Raw genomic sequence first — 22,650 nt, 5'->3', positions numbered from 1 at the left:
TTATTTACCTCCCTTTTTCTTAAACATGCCGAGCATGCGGTCAGTTACAAGGTAGCCACCGACTACGTTGATGGTAGCAAGGACAAGAGCAACAAACCCGAGTATCATCGCCATGGTTCCTTGCGGATTGTGCATCGTCGCCAACAAGGCTCCAACGATCGTGATGCCTGAAATGGCATTGGACCCGGACATGAGCGGCGTATGTAACTGTGATGGGACTTTCGCTATGAGTTCAAATCCCAGGAAGGCCGCCAGAGTGAAAATAAATAGTAGTAATATGATATCCATGGGTCAGCAAATTAGGCTTCAGCCAGTTTCTCTTTAAAGGTAGGGTGAATAATTTCTCCGTCGTGGGTCAAAAGGCAGCCCTGCAAGATTTCATCTTCAAAGTTCAGATTAAGGATTCCCTTCTCCTTGTCCCAGAAGTGATCCAACAAACTATAGATGTTTGAGGCATACACCTGGGATGCGTGAAAGGGGACTTCGCTTTCCAGTGTGCCGTTACCAATGATGATCACGCCATTTTCCGTTACAACTTCCTGATTGAGGATCGTCCCTTCAACGTTGCCTCCACCAGCTGCGGCAAGATCAACAATGACCGAACCCGGCCTCATGCCGACAATCATGTCTTTGGTTAACAGGGTAGGGGCCTTTCTGCCAAAAAGTTTCGCCGTAGTGATTACTATATCCGACTGCGCACATACCTTCGCCATGCCCTGGCGTTGCAATTCGATTTGTTCCGGAGTGAGTGCCTTGGCGTAGCCTTGATCGGTTTGTCCCATTTCCCCGAGGTCTATTTTTACAAACTTGGCACCGAGAGATTTGACCTGTTCCTCTACCACGGGGCGTGTATCGAATGCCTCGACGCGGGCACCGAGGCGTTTGGCCGTCGCAATGGCCTGCAGCCCGGCAACACCCACACCAATCACAAACACGCGACTTGGCGATATGGTACCAGCTGGTGTCATCATCATCGGCAAGATTTTGTTTAAGCGCTCGGCGGCTTTTATGACCGCGTAGTAGCCGGCGACATTCATCTGTGAACTTAGGACATCCATCTTCTGCGCAAGCGTGGTGCGCGGAATCATTTCCATGGAGATGGCGCTCACCTTGGCTGCGGCAAATGCTTTGAGCAGATCCAGGTTAAAGAAAGGATCCAGATAACCGATGAAGAGGCTCCCTGGTTTGAGTTTGGCAATCGACTCTGGTGTCGGCAGGTCGAGCCCGAGGACTAGATCGGCCTGGCTGATAGAAGAATCACCAGTAGTAAGGGTGACGCCTTTTGCCTTATAGTCGTGATCCGGGTAACCGCTCTTGTCGCCCAAACCGGATTCAGCGCTTATCTTTAAACCCAACGAAATGAGTTTTTCTGCGGAATCAGGTGTGAGGGCGGTGCGGTTTTCCCCTTGGATTGTTGATTTTGGTATAAAACCTTCCATAATTTTGGAATCGTAACAGTCTGAATAATGCGAAGTGAAGGACCACAGAGTTACGACCAAGTGTGACAATGGGAAGGAGAAATGTTTAGGAAACTGTAAAATACGCCACTTCTGTGTACGAAAAACCAATTAATTATCTGGATACGGGAACAGTAACCATTTTCACTGGAACTAACGTTTAAACAACTAATTGGATTAAACTATGAAAGAAAATCATACCCACAAAGAACCGACCGAACAACCTTTGAAAGACAAACGACGTAAGAGTGGTTTTACCCTTATGGAAATTCTCTTGGTCATGGCCCTGCTTGGAGGCATGGTCGTTTTTGGATTAGTCAAAGTTGGCGAAATCCTGAAAGGCGGGCAGGAGGAGACAGCCAGGATTTTTGTGAACGATACGATGAAGGCTACTTTGTTTCGTTATCGTATAGACAATGGACGCTACCCGAGTACTGAAGAAGGATTGCAAGCACTTCTAACTCAGCCGTCTGGTGCGCCTAATTGGAAGGGGCCTTATATGGAAAGAAATCCAGCAGACCCATGGGGAAGGGATTACCAATACATCATGCCAGGGAAAAACAACACTACCGGTTTTGACCTCTATTCTCTTGGCGACGACGGTGTCGAAAGTGCCGACGATATCGGTAACTGGTATTAATTCCACCTATGTCATCGGGCATGTACAAGCGAGGCTTCACATTACTTGAAGTTCTGCTCACAATTGTACTGATTGGCTCTGTTTGGGTTATCTTTGCGGTGAATATGGGTACACTGCTGGACAAAGATCCTATGACTGAGCTCGAGAGTTCATTTGTGTTGGCTCAGACAGAAGGCCGTATGTTGGCCTTCGAAAAACGACGATCGGTAGAAATGATTTGGGATGTAAAGGGGAGTCAATTTGTCTTAATGGATCCCGAGGTTGTTTCCTCTTACCCTATTGAAGAAATCGATCTTGAGCAGTTTAAATTAAAGGCTACGTTTTTCATGCAGGAACCTACTTATAAAGGGGAATCGTTTAGCGATCCTTCCTTGTATGAAGTTGATAGTGTCATGTTATATTCCGATGCAACATCCGCACCTTTCAGGGTTATTCTTGAAGGTGGAGAACGAACGCGCGAGTTGATCATAGAACCTTTTACCGGTTTTGTTACGCGAAGTAGCCGATGAAAATAGACAACAAAGGGTTTACGATTCTTGAAGTGCTGGTTGCGGTTGTCATTTTCGCTGGTGCTGCCACTGTATTGGTTGCTTCCTATATCAACATATTGAGTAACTTTGAAGCAAGTCGGGTGAAGGCTAACTTTGACGAAGAGCTCGCTTATGTAAGGTCCGAGCTTCAGATAATCAGCGATGTGGAAGAGGCAACGGACGGAAGAGAATTTGATATGGGCAACGGTGTTCAAGGCATTTGGTATTCCGAGATTGAGATGACAGAGATCCCTAATCTCTTCACCGTGAACCTGGTCGTGGATATGACGGATTCGGAGGGAGAGCAGCAACATCTCAATCAGCAGTTTTATTTATTGCGCCCATCTTGGGGCGAACCTGACGAAGTGGATAAAGCCCGACAGGATATGCAGGAACGCATGCAAGATTTTCGTGAAGATCAACAGTTTGGCTGGGAATACAAGGAGTTATGAAATCGAGCCAACATAACCGGACTGGGTTCACCTTATTGGAAGTACTTTTGGCGATCCTTCTAGCAGGTGGTATTATGACAGCTGTCCTGCTTCTAACAGTAGGGCTTGGCGATATTTGGCGTGGGACAACTCCGGTCCGCAATTTGGAAGTTCATAGTCGACAAGTTGTTGATTTTTTAAAGCGAGGATTTCGCCGCGCACTTCCAGTTGAAACCGATGGCTTGGCTTACGTTTTTCTTGATCACAGTTCCGGCGAATTTAATACAAGTGGGACCCCCTTATTGACCTGGGAAGTACGTGAGACGGATGGGATCATTTCCTGGCAGAACCAATCACTGCCTTATGTGATTTATCAGTTGGAAGTAGTGGAAGGTGTAGGACTGGTTCTTTATTGGCAGTCTCGATTGGAAGTTGATTTTGAGGAAGTTCCTCCCCGGCAGACGCTTATCTCGCCTTTTGTAACGGCCATTGAATATCACTATTACGATCCCGACACAGAGTTGTGGGAACTTGAGGCCGAACCTCGCTCGAATACCGAAAGACTTTACGACATTCCACGGCGAATAAAAATTAGTTTCGAGGCTGAAGAAGAAAAACCCATTGTCTACGTTATCAATTTACCGAACTCAAATGAGGGGCTTCCTGTTTTCTGATGATGCATTTCAAAAATCAGTTAAATTTATCGGTAGACGGAGCCTCCAAGGGAAGAGCGTTTCAAAACGACCTCCCTTTAGGAACTATGGTTAATGCTTGCAGCAAGCCTTCAAAGGCATCGGGTAAAAGAGGAAGTATCATCGTCTTCGTTTTAGGGATGATATTTTTGCTCAGCATTTTGCTCGTACAGTTCATGGAGCAGATCCTTCCTCACATCCAGATGAATGCCATGAAAAATTCTGAGAGCGATCTTCGTCGGGTAGCCTATTCGAGTCTCGAAGTTTCTCTCGCAGTAATGTCTGAGTATGTAGACTATGATGGTGCCCTGTATTCACCTGCCCAGGGGTGGAATGACCCACTCGGTTTTGCCGGGATCTCATTCCCCGATGCTGAAGTAACGGTTGATTTCATCGACGAGTCCGGGAAACTTCCTTTCTCAAGTTTATATCAGGACAGTACCACTTTCTTGGTAATATTAAGCGATCTCGGGTTTGATGATTATACCGCCACTGAGTTAGTCGATAAATTTCAGGATTGGGTAGATGAAGATGATTTGGTGAGGCCAGATGGTGCAGAAAATGATTTCTACCTGGATGCTCCTATTCCCTACGAACCGGCGAATCAGCCTATAAGTTCGCTAAGAGAATTGGCCTTAATTGGTGGGTTTCGTGAAGAGTTTTTTGATATCAACGGTCGCCCCACGCAGCTTTACTACAGTTTTGAGGCTCTTTTTTCAGCTGTTAATGAGGGCAGTGTAAATATCAACACCGCCGATTCCGCCCTGTTTTCTTTAGGTGAGGACGGAACGACTTATGAGCAAATGCCATTTTGGGAATTTCTTATGGGCGACGACGGAGTCCGTGGGACAGCCGATGATCGCTATTTCTCAAATACTTCCCAGGTGCCCGAATCCTTAAAAAGTGCCATTCCTGGAGTTACGGTTTCTAACAAAATGGAATGGATCAATATCATCATCAGAGCCAAACGAGGATTGAGTGTATTCGAGCTACGAGCCCTTGTTTCAATGAATGGACAATTTCCGAGTAACCTCAATACCGGTTTCGATCGTTTCCACCGTGAAGAACCTGCTTTCTCGATCGAAGACAACGCGGAGAGGTCTCAAGAAATCAGAAACCTCACTTACCCGTTTGTTGTCGTAGAAATACAGGAGAATGAAATTGTTCTTTAATCCTTAAGAAAACACCGTAACCTCAGTGCCTAATCAAACTTTGATGCCTAAAATCCCGCAATGGATCCAACAACTTATCGGATCAGAAGAGTCAATCGAACCTGTGCTTGTTTCAGGGAACTGGTTTGTCTCCAGGGCTTTTTCGGTTCCTGAAGGACTGAAAGATAAAGAACTGGAAGAATTCGCTGAGTTAAGTGTTGAGGAAATTTCTCCATTCAATCTCGAGCAATTAAACTGGGGATACTTCTATGGCGAAGAATCCAGCCGTTTATTCATCTATGCTGCTTTCGACCAAAAGCTACGGAAGGATTTGGTTGAATCCGAACAGTTTGATTATGCCTTTCCGGATTTCGTGCAATCCTTCGGATTGAAATTCGAACGGGCTACTTTAATTTTTCTTGTTCATGAAACGACTCTTTCGGGTATCCTGCTTCCAGCAAATGATGAGGTCCCTCAGACGGTAGTCGGAATTACCTTGGACCCTGAGTTTAGTCCAAGTGATTTGGAAGACGCCAGGAAGCGCGTCGTTCAACGGATTGAAATTCAGGTTAACCGCCGGCACGAGCCCACCTTGGCTAATCCCATTGTCGATTTTGGCAGTGTTGAGGTGAGTGATATTATCTACACTCGGAATTGGGAATTCAAAGAATCCAAGGCGAAACCTTCATTAGAGTTAGTTCCATATGGAGACAGTTTCGGCAAAGGGACTGAAGTAGGGATTAATGAAACAGGTAAATTGTGGGCAATGGATGTTCGCAAAGCAGATGCGAAGGAGGAGTTAGCCAAAAAGCATGGATGGTCACTTTGGTACTGGAGGGGCACCATGATCGTTCTTCTTCTTTTCTTCATCCTGGCGGCTGGAGAGGTCGGCTTGCTTGCTTTTACCAAGTGGAACGAAAAGCAATTACTGATTGCGCTGGAGAAAGAACCGAGAGCGTCGGATGTAATGGAGAAGTCCGATATTCTCGCCAAAATTAATCAGATTACGACAAATCAACTGCTGCCTTTCGAGATGCTGACAATCGTTAATGAGTACCGGCCAGAGACCATTTGGTTTACTCGTTTCATCGCTGAGGGTGGGAACGCCGTGCAGGTTGAAGCCGCAGGCCTGCCGTCTTCGGACATAAATGGATTTCAAGAGGCACTTCGCGACGTTGAAGTTATAAGCAATGTAACCATTTCCAATAATCGTGTGGCGAACAATCAAGCGAGTTTCCGGATGCGTATTGAATTTCAACCCGGGGCACTCGAGCCGCAAACGTTTATAGCTGAATTATGATCTCTGAAGTAAGGAAGTTGCATAAAAAGACCTCGACTCGAGAGAAGTTTCTCTTGCTCTTATTTGTCGGAGGTATCGCCTTGGTTTGGCTTTCGTATTCTTTTTCACGGTACAGCCAAGGTTATAAAATTCACTCTGGAAATAGGAGCCAGATAAATACGTATGATGAAATTCTTTCCCAAAAGGAATATATCGAAGCTCAATTGTTAGAAAAATCCTCCCAGTTGGATGCTTCAAAAACGTTGTCAAGCACGGAACTTACTGGCCGTATCACAACAATCGTAGCGGCGATGGAGCTAAAAAAATATGATATCAATACGCCACAGACCGAAGAGGGATCTCTCTTCACATTTCACAACGTTCGTTTAACAGTAAATCAAGTTGAGCTCGAAACTGTGTTACGGTTGTCGGATCAATTAAAAACCTTGGTCCCTTACGTGACTTTGGACCGTGTTACTGTTACCCCCGATCGCTCAGATCCAAATATTACCACAGTTCAATTCTTTATATCTTCGGTCGAAATGACTGCATCCTCGTCATGATTTACACCGTTAATAAAATGTTAGACTCCTTTCATGAGGAACCGAAGGACCTCTTCCCAGACTTAGGAAACATCAAACTAGCCTAATACGGATCCCAAACATGCTTTTCAATACTATGCGTTTTCACAGGAAATCCCAGTCCACCAAGAGCCGTTCTTCTTTTAGATGGTTGCTGATACTAATGCTCAGTTTGAGTAGTCCATTCTTAAGCCAATCCTTAATCGGTCAGGCTAACAATGCCGTTGCTCCACTCATCCTTCGGGGTGATTCCGTCGACTCCGTTTTGGCCTTGCTTGAAAAACTTACTGGTCGATCCGTTATTCGTCCTCAAGGACTCCCTGCTCCGCTTTTCAATTTTACCAGTCAGCGGCCCCTGACTGTGGAAGAGCGGATCATTGCGCTCGAAAGTATTATGGCCTTAAATGGCATCGCTGTTATTCCTCAAGGTGAATTATTCCTTAAAGTCGTTCCTACGTCTTCGGTCACTGGCAGAACTCCGGAATTTATTGATGGAGACCTAAACGATTCTCCTGACACGGAAGGTGTTTTCACCAAGTTTTTCACGTTGAAACACCTTACAACTGCCGAGATCCAACCGTTGATTCAACCATTCCTCAGTCCCGGCGTTGGTCAGATTTTTCTCTACGAAAAAGCGAACGCCATGCTTATTACCGATGGTATTGTAAATTTGAAGCGCGTCCAGATGGTGTTGGATGAAGTGGATCAACCATCAAATCCGAATGTGGTGGTGAAGTTTTACGATATTCAGCACGCCATCGCTTCTGAAATTGTGGCTCAGGTAGAGAGCATTATTACAGCCGGTTATGGTAAATATTTAAATGCGAATTCAACGATTCGGGCGGATGATCGGACCAATCAGGTAATCGTAGTTACTCATCCAAGTAATTTATCCATTATCGAACAGTTTATTAATGAAATCGATCAGGACCAGGGGCTCTCTATCTTTAATGAAGCAATTGCCCTTAAACATGGTGATGCAGTCGCGATTTCAGGAATACTGAGTGAGATTGTTTCCGGCCAAGCTAACCCCAATGCCACCGGTCAAGTCAACCGTCGTACTCAAGGAGCCCAGGGTCAGCCAGGTGCGAATGCTGCTCCCAATGTAGCCCAGGCATCTCAACCCGCACCTTCTGTAACCGTTCGTGGCGGAAACAGAGCAACCGGAGAAGAGTATGGGCTACAGTTTAGTGATCACCTTACTATTGTGGCCGATGAACGAAGCAATGCATTGATTGTAACAGGAACGAAACGCGATATTGAGCAAGCCAGGCAACTGATAGAGAAGATCGATGTTCTTTTACCTCAAGTGCGGGTGGATGTCGTAATTGCCGAAGTAAGCTTGAATGACAGTGATGGTTCAGGAATCAGCCAATTCGGTTTCAACTACGCAGGTGATTGGGATGGCAGTTCCTTCGATGGATTTTCAAGCAACGGTTTTGCTGTTTCTCCCACCGAAGGAAGCACTGGGATTTTCCCCTCAAGATTGAGTATGGATTTTGTGTTTAGCGTCGCTGAAACCAACAATAACATCCGCCTGATCAGCGTGCCCACGATTATTACGACACACAATAAGGAGGCGGTACTTATTGTTGGTGAATCCAGGCCACTCGTTACCGGTACTCAAAACAGCGGCTTGAATGGATCTACTACCAGCCAGGTGCAGTATCGCGATATCGGAATTGAGTTAACAGTGACGCCTTTGATTGGCTCCGATGGCTCGATCCAACTGGAGATCGATCAAACGGTGGATAACCTGGGAGGTTCTGTATCTATCGATGGCAATGAGCAGCCCATCATCACACGAAGGCAGGCAACCTCTTCCGTAACCGTGCAAGACGGTGAGCTAATTACTTTGGCAGGCTTTCAGGAAGCCTCTCTCGATAAGAGTCGAAACTCCGTTGGTTTTCTAGGAAAAATTCCGATTGTTAATCTGCTTTTTACTCCAAAATCAGAAACGAGCCGTGATACGGAACTCATCTTTTTTATCAGACCTAAAATTCTGCATACCTCAGCGGAGGCCAATACTGACTCACTCGATAAGGTGGCTCGGTTCAAAGATCCGGCAATGATAACTAACGCTTTGAGTGGTGACGTTCAGATTTATGACGAGTCGAAGAATGAAACGAAAAACGAATCTGATGATTGGAAACCAAATCGCAGAGGATCTAGAAAATGAAACCATTAGTCCTGATTTTTCCCCTCAGTTTATTCTGCAGCCTGTTGCCGGGGCAAAATAATGTGTCACTGCTAGAAAAATCTCCTTTCATGCCTCCTGGAAAGGCAGCAAGCGCGAACGCTAATGAAGTTGTTGGGCCAGCGTCACTGGCAAAGCTGCAATTACGGGGAATTACTTCTATTGATGGAGAGTATATATTCAGTGTTTATAATCCTGATACACGAGAAAGTATGTGGCTATCCAAGGATATTGAAGAAGAAGGTCTCGTCGTTAAGAGTTACGATCCGGATGGTAACACGGTGGTAATCCATTCAGAATCAGAAAACCTTTCCCGGCAGATGAAGATGAACGATTATGCTGCCTCAACTGTTTTGAGAGCTCCGCCTACTGTTACTCGTCAGGCTCCCCCTCCTTCCATGCTTCAGGCACCAGGTACTCCGGCCGTGAGACCCACTATTCCAACTTCATCCTTGTCCGCTACGCAACAGGCCATTGAACGTCCGACAAGGAGGAACCTTGAGACACTCAGGGCTCGGAGAGAAGAATTGGCTGACAAATTGCGAAAGCAACCGCCATCTACGGACAAGCCGCAAAGTGGAACTACTCCAGGTCAAGGAAATGGAGACAAACGTTAATTCGGCATTGAGTTATGGTTTCAGCAACATTTGAGAAAATCCCTTTTCTGGATACGCTTCCTCCAGAAGAACAATTTGAGTTTAGAGAGTCGCACCCAAAGGAACGTATCAAGCTTCTTGTAGATTTCACGGGAAAATCAACCGACGAAGTGATGCAAAAGGTGTCGGAAGCTGCGCAGATTGAGATCGATCCGAATCCAGTATTTGATCCTGAGCGCGTAAGGGAGATGCCTTCTCGTTTCATTCACGCTTATCACTGTCTGCCTTTAACCACCGAAACGGGAGATCTTGTTCTTGGTACGGTTTGGCCGCCCGACGGTCTGATGGATGACTGGGTATTTGCTACAACCGGTCAATCGGTCTCGTGGAAACTGGTAAGTGCGGAATTAGTAAATAGGTTTGTAACCGAATTTTTTGGAGTTGGGTCTGAGAGTTTTCAAGACGAAGAGGAAGACCACCTGGAAGTGGCCGTTGACGGGGAAGAAGAAGATCAGGATGCAGCGATTATTCGTTTCGTGAATGAGATCATCCACCAGGCCGTTGAAGACAAAGCCACGGATATACACATTGAGCCTCAAGCAGAAGAATTGAGAATTCGCTATCGCGTTGATGGCGGACTTATCTCCATTCCGGTCCCCGATAGCCTAAGGCATTACCAGGATGCCGTGATCTCCCGTATGAAGATCATGGCAAAAATAAATATTTCTGAACGAAGACGCCCACAGGACGGCCGGATCAATTACAAGTCTACGGATAATGAGTTGGATATTCGTTTATCGACGGTTCCCACTTTGTATGGAGAAAGCGTGAGCCTTCGATTGCTTAACAAAAAATCCAAGCCTCCTACTTTTGTTCAACTCGGGCTTCCCGAAGAGGATCGTGCGATGATCGATGAAGTGTTGGCATTGCCACATGGTATCGTCCTTGTGACTGGGCCTACTGGTGCCGGAAAATCCACGTCTCTCAATGCGTTTATCCGTGAGGTAAATTCTTCCGACAAACGGGTCATAACCATCGAAGATCCGGTTGAGTATGAAGTTAAAGGTGTGAACCAAATCCAGGTTAATAACGAAATTGAATTTGGATTTGCACAAGCGTTGCGTCATGTGCTTCGGCAAGATCCTGATATCATCATGGTCGGGGAAATGCGCGATGCAGAAACGGCTGAGATTGGAATTCAGGCTTCCCTTACTGGCCACCTTGTTTTCAGCACCCTTCATACAAACGATGCTCCGGGTGCACTGACTCGGCTTATTGATATGGGTATTGAACCTTTCCTGATTGCCTCGGCCATTGAAATGGTGATTGCTCAACGCCTGGTTCGTCGTCTGTGCATTCATTGTGCTGAAAGCTATCCGTTTCCGTTCGATGAATTAAGAACAACCCTCCGCAATCTTCGCCTTGATATGGCAAAGGGAGCTGGGGTTACCTCTCTGAAACGTCCTGTTGGTTGCAGCCAATGTCGTAAAACCGGTTATTCCGGACGGGTGGGTATCTATGAAATCTTACGGGTCGATGATAATTTGCATGATTTAATTGTTGAGCGGGCTTCTTCCCGGGATGTGCGTAAAAAGGCGCTGCTTCATGGTATGCGCCCCCTGGAAGAGTCCGGATGGAATCTTGTAAAAGCCGGCACGACTTCTCTGGAGGAAATATTTCGCGTAATTGAAATGGAGTCATCCATGAATGATTCTGTAACGCTTCCTGCAGATGGCTGAGTTTTCATTTTCCGCAAAGGATACAGGCGGTCAGACGGTTAGTAGTAGTTTACAGGCGACTGATCGGAAGGATGCGATTCGCAAAATCCGCGCTCGAGGACTGACTCCTATTCAAGTAAGCTCCGGCAATGCTTCTTCGAGCAAGCCGCAGTCCATCCAACAGAAATCAAAGGCGAGCAAAGTCATCGAAGACAAGCCGTTAAAAGCCGTAAAAATTAGCCGAAGGCATGGACTTCCGTTTCTGAAGAACTTTTATGAGCTTCACAAAAGCGGTTTACCAATAGCCGAAGCCCTTCGGATTCTTAACAAGCGCATCAAAGATCCGGCGCAGGCTACCATCACCAAAAAGTTGCTGCGCAATGTGCAGGAGGGGAAATCGTTTTCCGATTCCTTGTCTGACATGGGTAATGTATTTGATGGATCCACTATCAATCTGATCGGTGCTGGAGAAATGACGGGCAACCTGCATGAAGTTCTCGCACGTCTGATTGAATATATGGAAAATCGTCGAGAATTGAGGAACAAGGTGATAGGTTCTTTGATTTATCCGTGTATTCTTCTTTTCGCCGCGGTTGGAGTTGTGATCTTTTTTCTCTTCGTGCTGATGCCGAGGATGCAGGCGCTTTTTGATTCTCTTGGTGGTCAGTTACCCATTGCTACAAGATGGTTGTTAGGTCTTGCCGATTTCTTTCTGTATGCCGGTCCCTTTATCGCGGTTGGCGGATTCTTGATAATCACAAGTTTATGGCGTTGGCACAAAACGGAGAAGGGCGGACTGGTTATTGATCGTTTCCTGCTTAGGATTCCATTGCTTGGGAATATGATCATTTATGCTGAGACAACTCAGATTACCCAGACCCTGGGGCTTCTTTTGGAAAATGGAGTGACCACTGTCGAAGCGTTTAAACTCACCGGACGAACGATTGGAAACAATTACATTTCGCAGGAGTTCAAAGTGGTCAGGCAAAAGGTGTCCGAAGGTACCGCTGTAACCAAGGCCCTGGAAAACATGGACATCATGCCTGAAATCATGCTCGATTTAATTTCAGTTGGTGAGAACACCGGTAACCTTGTCCCTAGCTTTTATGAAGTTACCAAGATGTTTCAGAAAAGACTGGAGCAGATATTAAACACGCTAACTGGGGTGATTTCCTTAGGTGCCCTACTGTTTGCCTTCATGTTTGTGGCTTTGATCGCATTCGGGATTGTTTCTGCGATATTTGGGGTTAGCCAGAGCCTCAGTCACTAGTTTTTAAAACTTACCTTGAATGGTCTGGGTATTTTATCAATGTGAGAAAGCTTAATGCTGCCCAATCTAAAAAAGAAGACTCCTTTTGTAAGCTCGATTCAGCAACGTATTCTTTCTGATGAGCTGACGAAGCTCCGCGTGCAGCATGATTTGTGGTATCAACCTTTTGAAAAACAGGAAGGCAACAAGGTTTGGTTAAAGGGGAAGCAATACCTGATGTTGTCCAGCAACGATTACCTGGGGCTCGGTTTTGATCCGCGAGTAAAAGAAGCCGCACGAAATGCATTGGAAACTTGGGGAACCAGCCCGACCGGATCTCGATTTGCGAATGGAAGTCGATACTACCACAAAGAACTTGAGGAACAGATTGCAGATTTTTTAGGTAAAGAAGCCTGCCATGTGCATTCAGCCGGCTACCTTTCCTGCGTAGCTTCAGTATCCTGTTTTGTGAGTAAAGGTGACGTGGTGCTGGTGGATCGACACGTACACTCGAGTCTCTGGGACGGGTTACGCCTGTCTCATGCGACCATCGAGAAGTTCAGGCATAACTGCCCGGCAAGTCTTGAAGAAGAGATATCTTTTGTGCCTGAAGGGCGGAAAAAAATGCTGGTATTTGAAGGCGTGTATTCCATGGAGGGCCACATAGCTCCGGTGGACGAATTTGTTGAGATTGCCCAACGTCATGATTGTTTTATTGTTTTGGACGATGCTCATGGGTTTGGAGTTCTTGGAACGCATGGCCAGGGAGCTGCGGAGCACTTTGGAGTTCAAGACTCGGTTGATGTTATCAGTGGTAGTTTTTCAAAATCGCTGGCCAGTACTGGTGGATTTGTCGCAGGTGACAAAGCAGTGATTGACTATTTGCGCACCTATTCCAAACAGACTATTTTTTCTGCGGCAATAAACCCTACACAAGCTGCCATGGCTGGCAAAGCCTTGGAGATTCACCGTGAAGACCCCGGGTTTTTCAAAAGACTATGGGCCAATACTCATCGGTACCATGCATTTCTCAAGGGACTTGGTTTAGACTATTGGGAAAGTAAAACGCCTGCCGTTCCAATCGTGGCAGGGAATAAGGAGGGCGCTTATTTCTTTTCTCAACGACTCATGGAAAAAGGGGTCTATGCCAATATCATCATTCCTCCCGGAGTTCCCCCTGGTAAGGAACTTGTCCGGACCGCTATGTCCGCGAGTTTCTCGGAGGAAGACATGCAGCGAATAGAGGAAGCAATCACTTATGCTTCAAAAGCGCTGAAGTAGGCCCCATTCACAGCCCAATCGGGATTCCTTTTCAGGTAGGGAAGCTTCTGTGAATTTAATGATAAAATCAGATTGAGACTGGAATTGATGGGACAGGTTTCGTTGGTTGTCTAGAACGAAGACCATCTTATTTCCCAATTCTCTATAGTAACTTTCGAGTCTGTTGAGAATTTGTTAATGTCTATTAAATTTGAGTATCATGAAATTACCTGAATCCGTGCTTTTAGTAGAAGACGAATCTCATATTCGTTTAATGTTCCGAAAGGTGTTTGAGATGATGGGTATTCCCATCATCCGCGAAGCTAAGAATGGTTTGGAAGCCTGTAGTGAATACGGTCGTGAACCAACGGATGTCGTCATGATGGACATCAATATGCCTGAAATGAATGGCTTGGATGCAATGGAGCGGATTCTAAAAGCAGATCCTGCAGCCATCGTAATCATGTTAACTTCCCTTAGCACGCGAAATGCGGTCGATACCAGTCTGAAAGCCGGTGCTACCTATTTCATCCGCAAGGACACTCCCATAACAGAAATGCAATCAGCGCTTGCCGAAGTGTTTGAGCGTGTTTTCGAAGACTAATCCTCCGCCTCATTCATCTTTAAAAGCTATCACTCATGGCAACTGAACTAATAGGCGCACCTAAACCAGTTTTATATAACCTCAAAGAATTGCGCAAAAATGCGGAATACGAACGCGAGAATAATGTTATAGGTAAAGAACGAATCGATCGTCTTGAGATTGAACAACTGTTCAAAAATAAACTCAAAAAGAGAGCGATTCAGACCAAAGAAAAGAAACCGTTTGAGGAGCTTATCAATATTGTTGATCCGGCCATACCGGAAGAGCACCGAATAATCATCAAAGAATATTTGGACGCGGATTCTTTAAGAGGAGTTGAGGATGCCGTTTTAAAAGGACTCATTGGCAAACGGCAGGCGGGTGAACTCTGGGCAAACAAAATCGGCGTTGCTTACCTGGATCCTATTCAATCGGTCATAACAGATGATGCCCTCAGTTTGATTCCAGAGGAAATTGCCCGAAAGGCAGGTGTCTTGCCCTTATATCTTTTAAATAATGTTCTAACTATTTCAACTTCGAATCCCCGAAATGAAGAGTTAAACCGTCGCCTGAAATTTATTAGTGGGCACAACATCAGCCCGATTTTTGCGTTTCCTTCTGAGATCAAAGACGCGATTGAAATTCATTATGCGTCCGAGGAGGATGTCAGCACTATTATAAAGCGTTTTCAGGAGCAAAACAAAGGAGTCTTGGAAGACCTGGATGAACTGGAAATTGGGCATCTGGCGGAATCCGAAATGTTGGCCAATATTGTGGATTCGATTATGCACTTCGGAATCAAAGAAGGAGCTTCCGATATCCATATAGAACCGATGGAAACTAAATGCCGTGTGCGCTTCCGGATTGATGGACGCCTGCGTGAGATACTAAGTTTTAATAAATCCATTCACCCGGCAATGGCTTCCCGTATCAAGATTCTTTGTAAACTTGATATTTCTGAAAAACGGTTTCCTCAAGATGGCCGTTTCGAAATGCCTCTGGGAATGGTGAAAGCGGAGTTCCGGGTGTCTTTTATTCCGGCTAGTTATGGGTCCAAGATCGTTATTCGGATTCTTGGATCAACTGGCCAAAAAGGTGCAATGACCCTGGATGATATGTTGGTTTCTGGCATTGTATTAAAACCTTGGAGACGTCTGATTCGTAGCCCCAATGGGATCGTATTTGTTACCGGACCTACCGGGAGTGGAAAGACGACCACGCTTTATGCTTCGCTACAGGAATTGAATTCTCCGGAGGTGAATATCTCCACTATTGAAGATCCTATAGAAATTTCCCTGGATGGGCTAACTCAGTCTCAGGTAAATCACTCTATTGCTCTTGGTTTCCCGGATTTACTTAGATCGTTACTGCGTCAGGATCCGGATATTATTCTTGTTGGTGAGATTCGAGACTTGGAGACTGCGAAGATTGCGACCGAAGCCGCATTAACCGGACACTTGGTTTTCGCCACTCTGCATACAAATAATGCGGTTCAGGCGGTAACTCGTTTGGTAGAAATCGGGATTGAGCCCTACATGGTTGCGCCTTCAATTACTGCCGTTCTTGCCCAAAGACTTTGTGCGAGATTGGATGACGCAAATAAGGAAGCATACATACCTTCTGAAGAATTGTTGTCTGGAATTTTTGAAAATCCGGAGTTTGCCAAGGATTTGTTGCTATACCGGCCGACCCCTAATGTAACGGGGACTCCCCAGGCTTACAAAGGTCGTGTTGCTATTCACGAATTGGTCACCGTCACCGATGAGATTCGGGCACTTATTTCGAATAGAGCCAGTGCGGAAGAACTAGCTGTGGCCGCTTATAAAATCGGATATCGTACGCTTCGCTTTGATGCGCTAAAGAAAGCATTACTGGGATTAACTTCTATCGACGAAGTTGAAAGGATTACGCCACAAGAGTTCCGTTCTTAATTGCTTCGGTTACTTTCTCCCAGCTCCTGGGCTTTTAACGATAGTTCCGCCGACATGAATGCATGCTCTTGTGTCATTGCGTTTTCAGTTCGGTTTAAACAATCAAGAATGAGGTCCCCAAAAAATGGGAAATGCTGGGCTCCTTCGAAGGTGATTTCTCTCTCTTCTTTGTTATTCACCAGGAATAGGCTGGGGGGATTGTTTGGCCTGCCAACGTCCAAATACTTCCTGACTTCAATATAGCCTTCTGTACCTAAGGCAAAAAGGCGACCATCGCCCCAAGCGCGTGCAGCATCAGGTGTGAACCAATCTATACGGCAGTAACAGGAAACTCCATTGCTCAAGGTCAGTGATGTTTCGCCAAAATCATCGAGTCCTGGCTTATCCGGATTGTTGAAATTCTCAACTCGCGAATAATTGATCTTCGCTTGAGTGGTTTCCCCGTAATGCAGGAATTGCTCAAACTGGTGGCTTCCGATGTCCGTTAATATTCCACCGTAACGCGCCTTATCAAAAAACCAATCAGGGCGATTTCCCTTACTTAGGCGATGGGGTGCTGTAACGATGACTTGGAGGAGTTTCCCGATAGCGCCTTCGCGAACCAATTCACCAGCTGCGAAAGTGGGTGCGTTATGCAGGCGCTCACTAAAATACACCATGTATTTCTTGCCGGTTTCCTTTACTTTCGCTCGGGCCTGCGCGAGTTGATCGAGGGAAGTAAATGGGCATTTGTCGGTAAAATAGTCTTTGCCCGCATCCATGACTTGAAGGCCGATGCTGCAGCGCTGATCAGGAATTGCGGCGGCGGCTACAAGCTTGATCGCCGGGTCATCCAAAATGATCTGAAAATCGTCTACAAGTTTGGCTTCTGGAAACTTTTCATGAAACTCCGCTGCCCGCTTCGGATCTGTATCATAGATATAACGCAATTCTCCTCCCGCCTGCTGCAAAGCACTGGTCATTCCAATGATGTGCATGTGATCCAGGTAAGCTGCTGCGTATGGAAATGCTCCAGGTTCTACTACCACTTTGGATTGCCCCTCAGGGTTGTAGCTCATGCCATCGGCTTTTTGACTCATAATCTTATAAGGTTACTGGTTGTCCGTTTTGATTAGCGCTTTTGTAAATCGCTGAAATAAGTTCAATCGCTTTTCTTGCCTCACGTCCATCCACAGATGGGCATTTCCCGTTTTGGATGGCAGATACGACGTCCTCAAAGTTGAGCATGTGTCCTTCGGGGTTTATGGCTGAAGGGTCATTCGCTCCCAATCCTTTGCTGTAGGGCTCGATCATAAGGTTTTCCAGAATGTGGCTGTCTTCATTCAAAGACTCTCTGAATTCCCATTGGCGAAAACCATCGTCTGCCATAATTACCGAACCTTGATCTCCATTGATGTAGATTCTGGCAGGATTTCCTGATTTCGACCAGCATGCAGTCGAGCCTTCGATGATTCCCCGTGCACCCTTTTCAAACTCTAGAATGGCTACGGCCGTGTCTTCCACTTCGATGTCTTTGTGCGTTGCCCTCGTCATGAAAGCTGCCACGGATTTTACGGGCCCCATCAAATAGAGCAGTTGATCAATCGCATGGATGGATTGGTTTCTCAATGCGCCTCCACCGTCCCACTTCCAGGTTCCCTTCCATTCGCTGGAATTGTAATATTCTGGAGATCGATACCAACGCACTGACGCACCTGCCAAAGCGATGTTGCCAAACCGATGTTGGTCAACAGCTGCTTTGAAAGCCTTCAACGCCGGGTTGAATCTACGGTTAAATATACCCGATAAAGTGACGCCGGCTTTGTCCGCAGCTTCAATCATCCTGTCTGTCCGTTCTGTAGAAACTTCGAGAGGTTTTTCACAAATGATATGTTTCCCGGCTGCGGCGGCTTTTAATGCAGGCTCCAAATGTGCGCCTGACGGGGTTGCGATGGTGATGATGTCGATTTCACTATCGTTGAAAAAATCATCTTCATTTGAGTAGGCCTTGCAGCCGAATTCTTTGGCGAGCGCTTCGGCGGTGGATTCTCGTCTCGCATAGATGGCCTCCAGAGTAGAATGCTGCATTGCAGTGATAGCTTGCGCATGAAATCGCGCGATCATGCTTCCTCCAAATATACCAAATTTCATAATTTCTGCTACGGTGGCACCGGAATTCAAGTTATCTCACATTCGGAAATTTTCCGCTTTAACCCATGCGCTTAATTATTGAGTTGAAAGCTTCCTCCTGATCAATTCAAGCGCGGAAGTAGCAAAACTGAGATTGGCAATTTCAATTTGTGCCTATAGAAGCTCGACGAATTATTATTATGAAGAACGACGTTAGAATTGGAATTATTGGATTAGGGAACATGGGTAATTTTTATGCTCGGGCTATACTGGATGGGAAAGTTCCCGGCATGTGCCTGAGCGCTGTCTGTGACATGGACCAAGGGCGGATCGCCGCATTCGAAGGCGTCGCTCAATTTACGGATACGGATGAACTGCTCAATTCCGGCGTCGTGGATGCCGTCCATATCGCAACTCCGCACTTTTTTCACACCACACTGGGCATTGCAGCATTGGAAGCGGGATTGCACGTGCTCGTCGATAAGCCCATTTCCGTTCACAAGGCCGATTGTGAGAGACTCATTGCTGCTCATACAAACAAGGATCAGGTATTTGGTGGTATGTTTAATCAGCGAACGGATCCTCGTTACTTAAAGCTAAAAAGCCTGATCGATAATGGAGAACTGGGGAAAATTAACCGCATTCAATGGACGGTTACTGACTGGTTCCGCACCGAGGCTTACTATGGATCCGGCGCCTGGCGCGCTACATGGAAAGGTGAAGGGGGAGGGGTATTACTTAACCAATGCCCACACCAATTGGATTTGTGGCAATGGTTATTTGGTATGCCTGTGGAAATCTATTCTCAATGCGACCTTGGGCGATTCCATGACATTGAGGTTGAAGATGCGGTTACGGCACTTATGCGCTATGAGAATGGGACTACCGGAGTGTTTATTTCAACAACCGGCGAATCGCCAGGTGTAAATCGACTGGAAATTGCCTCTGAGCGAGGACTTGTATTGCTGGAAGGTGGCACGATCCGATGGACCAGAAACGAAGTGGAATCGTCTGCATTCTCAAAAGAATCCGACCAGGGCTTCGCAAAACCTGCTTCCTGGAACGTTGAAATCCCGGTTGGAGCTTCCGGGGACCAGCATATGGCCGTTTTCAAAAACTTCGCGGATGCTATTCGTGGTGAAGAGGCATTATTCTCCGCCGCGGAAGACGGCATTCACTCTGTCGAGCTCGCCAATGCGATTCTTTACTCTGGCCTCAAGGGGCAACCCGTTTCGCTGCCACTCAACAGCGCCGAATACGAAGCCGTCCTCAACAAGCTGATTTCAGAGTCGACCCATGTTAAGAAAGTGTTGGAAGCCAAGATTGAGACGAATATGAATGCCTCTTTTCAAAAGTAGAGGAGGTGAACAGCTCCACGACTCTGCCTGCCTTCCTGGAACCGCCAAGCCCCGGCTCCCCAGCCCTTTCATGCACGCTACGCGTACATAAAAAATGGCTGCCCGGGCTGGATTCGAACCAGCGACCAAGTGATTAACAGTCACCTGCTCTACCACTGAGCTACCGGGCAGCAAAAGAAAGAACGGGAAACAGTTGTTTTTTGATTATAAATGTCAACCCTAGCATTTGCGGTATTTTCACTTTTTTCGGCAGGTAGAAGTTTTTAGATCTTTTAGTTGATTTCTAAAAGTCAACAGGTACTCTCACTCGTTTTTTCCTTAGTCCCGGTCTGTGAAAAGGACCGTATCAAGCTATTTAATATATCATGTCAGATCTAAACATTTCAGTAGACCCACGCAAGGAAGTAGGCCGCGGTTCAAATCGCCGCCTACGTAGCTCCGGAAAGATTCCGGGTGTTATATATAGCAAGGGCGAATCCCGTGCGGTTTCCTTTGATAGTAAAGAGTTTGAGAAACTTCGTAAGTCGTTGATCGGAAGGACTCCTCTGGTTACGCTGACCGAGGGTAAGAAGGAGGTCCTGGCTTTGATTCAGGAGATTCAGGCTCATCCGATTAAAGATTTTTTCTTCAACGTTGACTTCCTGGAAGTGACCCGGGGGGAAGAGATGACAGCTCATGCTGCTTTACACGTCGTCGGTGAACCTGACGGAGTGAAAAACGAAGGCGGTAATCTGGAAGTTCATCTACATGAAATTGAAGTGACGGCTATTCCAAGCAATATCCCTGATTTTATAGAGGTGGATGTTTCCGCCCTAAAAGCGGGTGATGCTTTGCATGTTGCCGATTTACCCAAGATTGAAGGTGTAACTTATCACCTTCATGAAGATACGGTGATTGTAAGTGTTTCCGGTGCACGTGTTGAAGAAGTTGTTGAACCGGTAGAAGAGCCAATGGACCCTGAAGCAGAGGATTCAGAGGAAGCTCCAGGTGAAGAAGAAAACGCCTAAGTATTTATTTAACCCTGTTCTTTGAAAATGTCTGTCTCCGTTTTTGCCGGTCTAGGCAACCCGGGGAAATCCTATTTGGAAACCCGCCACAATGTAGGATTCCAAGTCTTGGACACTTATGTAGAAGCTAAAGCTGGCACGTGGAAACACGAAAGCAAGTTGCTCTGTGATCTCTTCGTATTAAAAAGAGGCGCTCGCACCTGTTATTTTGTCAAGCCACAGACTTTCATGAACCTTAGTGGCGATGCTCTTAATAAAGTAGCTAACTACTTCAAGGTACCACCATCCTCAGTTGTTGTTCTTTACGACGATATTAATCTGGAACTAGGTAGGCTAAAGGTTAATCAGACCGGTAGCGCTGGTGGTCATAACGGGGTTGAAGATGTGATTCGCAAATTGGGTGAAGACTTCATCCGCTTCCGAATCGGCATAGGAACGAAATATCCTCCTGAAATTGACCTGGCAGATTTTGTGTTAGGAACATTTACAACCGTTGAGGCAGACGTAATCAAACAACAGATAGAACATTATCATAAAGCCATGGACCTGCTTCTCAATCGAGGAGCCAGTATTGCCATGAATCAATTCAATCAAAGAAAAACCAAGCATGACGCTGACAAAACAGAAATATAAAACATCCATAATTCTCGACACTCGTGACCAAGTAAAAACAGCTCAAGAGTTGTTTGAGGATGTAAAAGCTACACTCGAAACGTTGGGTGCGACTATTATTAGAGAAATTGATCAAGGTCGTAGGGAATTTGTAAGAGTGACCGATCGTAGATTTACCGCAGGACACTACTTCGAACTTCGACTCGAAGCTCCCGAAACTTTCGCCAGCGACGTTCAGAGTAAATTCCGCTTGGATAAAGTTGTTTATAGGATCATTGTTCAATCCTGACCTTCACTCAAACTTCCAATTAAATGTCATCATTCAATAAAGTAATACTCATGGGCAATCTCACTCGTGATCCAGAATTGCGGGTAACTGCAAGCGGACTGAGTATTTGCAAACTTTCTTTGGCTACCAACCGGGTTTTCCAAACCAAGGATGGTGAAAAGAAAGAAGAGGTCACCTATGTCGATATCGATGCTTTTGGCCGTCAGGCTGAGACTATTTCCAAGTATATGTCCAAGGGCCGCTCTATTCTGGTGGAAGGCCGTTTGAAACTCGACAGTTGGGAAACTCCACAGGGCGACAAACGGAGCAAGCTCGGTGTGGTATTGGAAAATTTTCAATTTACGGGTGGACGCGGTGATAGCGAAGGCTCGGGAAGTTCGGATGAATCGTCCCACGTAGAGCGTGATAGCCCACCTCCCCGGAGTAGTGCCCCTAAAGCACCAGTCGATGATATCGAAGAAGACGACGTACCTTTTTAAACCTAAATTTAAGTAATCATGGCAACAGCATCTGTTTTATTAATTAAACCCGTCGACGGCCTCGGAGCCGAAGGAGACGAAGCAAAAGTAAAGGTGGGGTATGCCCGCAACTATCTGGTTCCACAAAAGTTGGCGGTTCCGTTAACGGCGGCAAACCGAAAGCAAATTGAGGCTCTAAAAGTGGCCAAAGCAGCACGGGAGCAAAAAGAAGTGGTGATCGCTGAAGAGTTGAAAGCGAAACTCGAAGAGATCCATATTGCTGTTCAAGTGCGAGCAGGTGAAGATGGAAAGATGTTCGGTGCCGTTACTGCTCAGGAGCTTTACGACTATATTATCAAAGAAGGCGTCGAGGTGGATCGTAAAAAGATCATGCTACCAAGTCCCATTAAGACACTAGGCAAGCATTCGACTGAAATTAAGCTTCATAGCGAAGTAGTATTCGATTTCGAATTCGAAGTGGTGCCGCTTCACGAGGATGAGAAATAGGGGCAAATCTCGCCC

24 protein-coding genes and 1 tRNA gene are annotated in these 22,650 nt (G+C 46.1%); 20 read left to right on the top strand and 5 right to left on the bottom strand.

The genetic code is table 11. The features are described 5' to 3' along the window. Together O3C43_02665 and O3C43_02660 are read right to left on the bottom strand one after the other, a co-directional pair. A complete protein-coding gene (locus O3C43_02665; GenBank protein MDA1065386.1) occupies positions 1-288 on the bottom strand; it encodes an NAD(P) transhydrogenase subunit alpha in 288 nt (95 codons plus the stop codon). 11 nt (positions 289-299) lie between these two features. Further along, positions 300-1,439 (bottom strand): Re/Si-specific NAD(P)(+) transhydrogenase subunit alpha, encoded by a 1,140-nt coding sequence (locus O3C43_02660; protein ID MDA1065385.1) that lies wholly within the window; start codon positions 1,437-1,439, stop codon positions 300-302. Between the two features lie 202 nt (positions 1,440-1,641). On the opposite strand from O3C43_02660, the gene gspG reads away from it, so the two are divergent. The 14 genes from gspG (at position 1,642) to O3C43_02590 (ending at position 16,295) form a co-directional block, all read left to right on the top strand. Next, positions 1,642-2,097 carry a type II secretion system major pseudopilin GspG gene (gene gspG / locus O3C43_02655; GenBank protein MDA1065384.1) on the top strand — a complete coding sequence of 152 codons (456 nt, stop codon included), beginning with the start codon at positions 1,642-1,644 and terminating at the stop codon, positions 2,095-2,097. Between the two features lie 8 nt (positions 2,098-2,105). Beyond that, complete coding sequence (locus tag O3C43_02650) at positions 2,106-2,606, top strand: prepilin-type N-terminal cleavage/methylation domain-containing protein (GenBank protein MDA1065383.1); 501 nt, start codon at positions 2,106-2,108, stop codon at positions 2,604-2,606. Continuing rightward, positions 2,603-3,079, top strand: coding sequence for a prepilin-type N-terminal cleavage/methylation domain-containing protein (locus tag O3C43_02645; protein ID MDA1065382.1), 477 nt, complete (start codon positions 2,603-2,605; stop codon positions 3,077-3,079). Before O3C43_02650 ends, O3C43_02645 begins: the two co-directional genes overlap by 4 nt. Beyond that, positions 3,076-3,732 (top strand): prepilin-type N-terminal cleavage/methylation domain-containing protein, encoded by a 657-nt coding sequence (locus O3C43_02640; GenBank protein MDA1065381.1) that lies wholly within the window; start codon positions 3,076-3,078, stop codon positions 3,730-3,732. Before O3C43_02645 ends, O3C43_02640 begins: the two co-directional genes overlap by 4 nt. Before the next feature lie 194 nt (positions 3,733-3,926). Next, complete coding sequence (locus tag O3C43_02635) at positions 3,927-4,922, top strand: type II secretion system protein GspK (protein MDA1065380.1); 996 nt, start codon at positions 3,927-3,929, stop codon at positions 4,920-4,922. Positions 4,923-4,965: 43 nt separating this feature from the next. Next, the gene (locus tag O3C43_02630; protein MDA1065379.1) at positions 4,966-6,201 is read left to right on the top strand and encodes a hypothetical protein; all 1,236 of its coding nucleotides are present in this window, start codon (positions 4,966-4,968) and stop codon (positions 6,199-6,201) included. Next, positions 6,198-6,743: a hypothetical protein gene (locus O3C43_02625; protein ID MDA1065378.1), complete on the top strand. Its 546-nt coding sequence runs from the start codon at positions 6,198-6,200 to the stop codon at positions 6,741-6,743. The genes O3C43_02630 and O3C43_02625 overlap by 4 nt, the downstream gene beginning before the upstream one ends. A gap of 190 nt (positions 6,744-6,933) precedes the next feature. After that, positions 6,934-8,940, top strand: coding sequence for a hypothetical protein (locus tag O3C43_02620; GenBank protein ID MDA1065377.1), 2,007 nt, complete (start codon positions 6,934-6,936; stop codon positions 8,938-8,940). Next, positions 8,937-9,575, top strand: a complete 639-nt coding sequence (locus tag O3C43_02615; GenBank protein ID MDA1065376.1) for a hypothetical protein — start codon at positions 8,937-8,939, stop codon at positions 9,573-9,575. Before O3C43_02620 ends, O3C43_02615 begins: the two co-directional genes overlap by 4 nt. Positions 9,576-9,589: 14 nt before the next feature. Next, positions 9,590-11,293, top strand: coding sequence for a GspE/PulE family protein (locus O3C43_02610; protein ID MDA1065375.1), 1,704 nt, complete (start codon positions 9,590-9,592; stop codon positions 11,291-11,293). After that, on the top strand, positions 11,286-12,542 hold the full coding sequence (locus O3C43_02605; GenBank protein MDA1065374.1) for a type II secretion system F family protein: 1,257 nt from the start codon (positions 11,286-11,288) through the stop codon (positions 12,540-12,542). Before O3C43_02610 ends, O3C43_02605 begins: the two co-directional genes overlap by 8 nt. Before the next feature lie 54 nt (positions 12,543-12,596). Further along, positions 12,597-13,802 carry an aminotransferase class I/II-fold pyridoxal phosphate-dependent enzyme gene (locus tag O3C43_02600; protein ID MDA1065373.1) on the top strand — a complete coding sequence of 402 codons (1,206 nt, stop codon included), beginning with the start codon at positions 12,597-12,599 and terminating at the stop codon, positions 13,800-13,802. Positions 13,803-14,001: 199 nt separating this feature from the next. Next, a complete protein-coding gene (locus O3C43_02595; protein ID MDA1065372.1) occupies positions 14,002-14,385 on the top strand; it encodes a response regulator transcription factor in 384 nt (127 codons plus the stop codon). Between the two features lie 35 nt (positions 14,386-14,420). Next, a complete protein-coding gene (locus O3C43_02590) occupies positions 14,421-16,295 on the top strand; it encodes a GspE/PulE family protein (GenBank protein ID MDA1065371.1) in 1,875 nt (624 codons plus the stop codon). Here the strand turns inward: O3C43_02590 and O3C43_02585 are convergent. Both O3C43_02585 and O3C43_02580 read right to left on the bottom strand, forming a co-directional pair. Then, positions 16,292-17,374 carry a Gfo/Idh/MocA family oxidoreductase gene (locus O3C43_02585; GenBank protein ID MDA1065370.1) on the bottom strand — a complete coding sequence of 361 codons (1,083 nt, stop codon included), beginning with the start codon at positions 17,372-17,374 and terminating at the stop codon, positions 16,292-16,294. The genes O3C43_02590 and O3C43_02585 overlap by 4 nt on opposite strands. Positions 17,375-17,378: 4 nt before the next feature. Then, positions 17,379-18,425, bottom strand: coding sequence for a Gfo/Idh/MocA family oxidoreductase (locus O3C43_02580; protein MDA1065369.1), 1,047 nt, complete (start codon positions 18,423-18,425; stop codon positions 17,379-17,381). Between the two features lie 179 nt (positions 18,426-18,604). Between O3C43_02580 and O3C43_02575 the strand changes: the two genes are divergently transcribed. After that, positions 18,605-19,762, top strand: coding sequence for a Gfo/Idh/MocA family oxidoreductase (locus tag O3C43_02575; protein MDA1065368.1), 1,158 nt, complete (start codon positions 18,605-18,607; stop codon positions 19,760-19,762). Positions 19,763-19,857: 95 nt separating this feature from the next. Here O3C43_02575 and O3C43_02570 read toward each other — a convergent pair. Then, positions 19,858-19,932, bottom strand: a tRNA-Asn gene (locus O3C43_02570). Between the two features lie 195 nt (positions 19,933-20,127). Here O3C43_02570 and O3C43_02565 point away from each other — a divergent pair. Genes O3C43_02565 through rplI form a run of 5 tightly spaced genes read left to right on the top strand, consistent with a single transcriptional unit; the run spans position 20,128 to position 22,635 of the window. Then, positions 20,128-20,769 carry a 50S ribosomal protein L25 gene (locus tag O3C43_02565; protein MDA1065367.1) on the top strand — a complete coding sequence of 214 codons (642 nt, stop codon included), beginning with the start codon at positions 20,128-20,130 and terminating at the stop codon, positions 20,767-20,769. 27 nt (positions 20,770-20,796) lie between these two features. Next, complete coding sequence (pth, locus tag O3C43_02560) at positions 20,797-21,402, top strand: aminoacyl-tRNA hydrolase (protein ID MDA1065366.1); 606 nt, start codon at positions 20,797-20,799, stop codon at positions 21,400-21,402. Next, positions 21,377-21,670, top strand: coding sequence for a 30S ribosomal protein S6 (locus O3C43_02555; protein ID MDA1065365.1), 294 nt, complete (start codon positions 21,377-21,379; stop codon positions 21,668-21,670). The genes pth and O3C43_02555 overlap by 26 nt, the downstream gene beginning before the upstream one ends. Positions 21,671-21,693: 23 nt before the next feature. After that, positions 21,694-22,149 carry a single-stranded DNA-binding protein gene (ssb, locus tag O3C43_02550; GenBank protein ID MDA1065364.1) on the top strand — a complete coding sequence of 152 codons (456 nt, stop codon included), beginning with the start codon at positions 21,694-21,696 and terminating at the stop codon, positions 22,147-22,149. Positions 22,150-22,167: 18 nt separating this feature from the next. Next, positions 22,168-22,635, top strand: coding sequence for a 50S ribosomal protein L9 (gene rplI, locus O3C43_02545; GenBank protein ID MDA1065363.1), 468 nt, complete (start codon positions 22,168-22,170; stop codon positions 22,633-22,635). The last annotated feature ends 15 nt before the right edge of the window (positions 22,636-22,650 follow it).

Source organism: Verrucomicrobiota bacterium (assembly GCA_027622555.1).
In the GTDB taxonomy this organism is placed as follows: Bacteria; Verrucomicrobiota; Verrucomicrobiia; order Opitutales; family UBA2995; genus UBA2995.
This window is presented reverse-complemented; position numbering and strand designations above follow the sequence as displayed.

Bases quoted from the DNA above. Each gene is read 5' to 3' on its own strand.
- O3C43_02665 (MDA1065386.1), bottom strand. From the start codon at position 288: ATGGATATCATATTACTACTATTTATTTTCACTCTGGCGGCCTTCCTG.
- O3C43_02660 (MDA1065385.1), bottom strand. From the start codon at position 1,439: ATGGAAGGTTTTATACCAAAATCAACAATCCAAGGGGAAAACCGCACC.
- gspG (MDA1065384.1), top strand. From the start codon at position 1,642: ATGAAAGAAAATCATACCCACAAAGAACCGACCGAACAACCTTTGAAA.
- O3C43_02650 (MDA1065383.1), top strand. From the start codon at position 2,106: ATGTCATCGGGCATGTACAAGCGAGGCTTCACATTACTTGAAGTTCTG.
- O3C43_02645 (MDA1065382.1), top strand. From the start codon at position 2,603: ATGAAAATAGACAACAAAGGGTTTACGATTCTTGAAGTGCTGGTTGCG.
- O3C43_02640 (MDA1065381.1), top strand. From the start codon at position 3,076: ATGAAATCGAGCCAACATAACCGGACTGGGTTCACCTTATTGGAAGTA.
- O3C43_02635 (MDA1065380.1), top strand. From the start codon at position 3,927: ATGGAGCAGATCCTTCCTCACATCCAGATGAATGCCATGAAAAATTCT.
- O3C43_02630 (MDA1065379.1), top strand. From the start codon at position 4,966: ATGCCTAAAATCCCGCAATGGATCCAACAACTTATCGGATCAGAAGAG.
- O3C43_02625 (MDA1065378.1), top strand. From the start codon at position 6,198: ATGATCTCTGAAGTAAGGAAGTTGCATAAAAAGACCTCGACTCGAGAG.
- O3C43_02615 (MDA1065376.1), top strand. From the start codon at position 8,937: ATGAAACCATTAGTCCTGATTTTTCCCCTCAGTTTATTCTGCAGCCTG.
- O3C43_02610 (MDA1065375.1), top strand. From the start codon at position 9,590: ATGGTTTCAGCAACATTTGAGAAAATCCCTTTTCTGGATACGCTTCCT.
- O3C43_02605 (MDA1065374.1), top strand. From the start codon at position 11,286: ATGGCTGAGTTTTCATTTTCCGCAAAGGATACAGGCGGTCAGACGGTT.
- O3C43_02600 (MDA1065373.1), top strand. From the start codon at position 12,597: ATGCTGCCCAATCTAAAAAAGAAGACTCCTTTTGTAAGCTCGATTCAG.
- O3C43_02595 (MDA1065372.1), top strand. From the start codon at position 14,002: ATGAAATTACCTGAATCCGTGCTTTTAGTAGAAGACGAATCTCATATT.
- O3C43_02590 (MDA1065371.1), top strand. From the start codon at position 14,421: ATGGCAACTGAACTAATAGGCGCACCTAAACCAGTTTTATATAACCTC.
- O3C43_02585 (MDA1065370.1), bottom strand. From the start codon at position 17,374: ATGAGTCAAAAAGCCGATGGCATGAGCTACAACCCTGAGGGGCAATCC.
- O3C43_02580 (MDA1065369.1), bottom strand. From the start codon at position 18,425: ATGAAATTTGGTATATTTGGAGGAAGCATGATCGCGCGATTTCATGCG.
- O3C43_02575 (MDA1065368.1), top strand. From the start codon at position 18,605: ATGAAGAACGACGTTAGAATTGGAATTATTGGATTAGGGAACATGGGT.
- O3C43_02565 (MDA1065367.1), top strand. From the start codon at position 20,128: ATGTCAGATCTAAACATTTCAGTAGACCCACGCAAGGAAGTAGGCCGC.
- pth (MDA1065366.1), top strand. From the start codon at position 20,797: ATGTCTGTCTCCGTTTTTGCCGGTCTAGGCAACCCGGGGAAATCCTAT.
- O3C43_02555 (MDA1065365.1), top strand. From the start codon at position 21,377: ATGACGCTGACAAAACAGAAATATAAAACATCCATAATTCTCGACACT.
- ssb (MDA1065364.1), top strand. From the start codon at position 21,694: ATGTCATCATTCAATAAAGTAATACTCATGGGCAATCTCACTCGTGAT.
- rplI (MDA1065363.1), top strand. From the start codon at position 22,168: ATGGCAACAGCATCTGTTTTATTAATTAAACCCGTCGACGGCCTCGGA.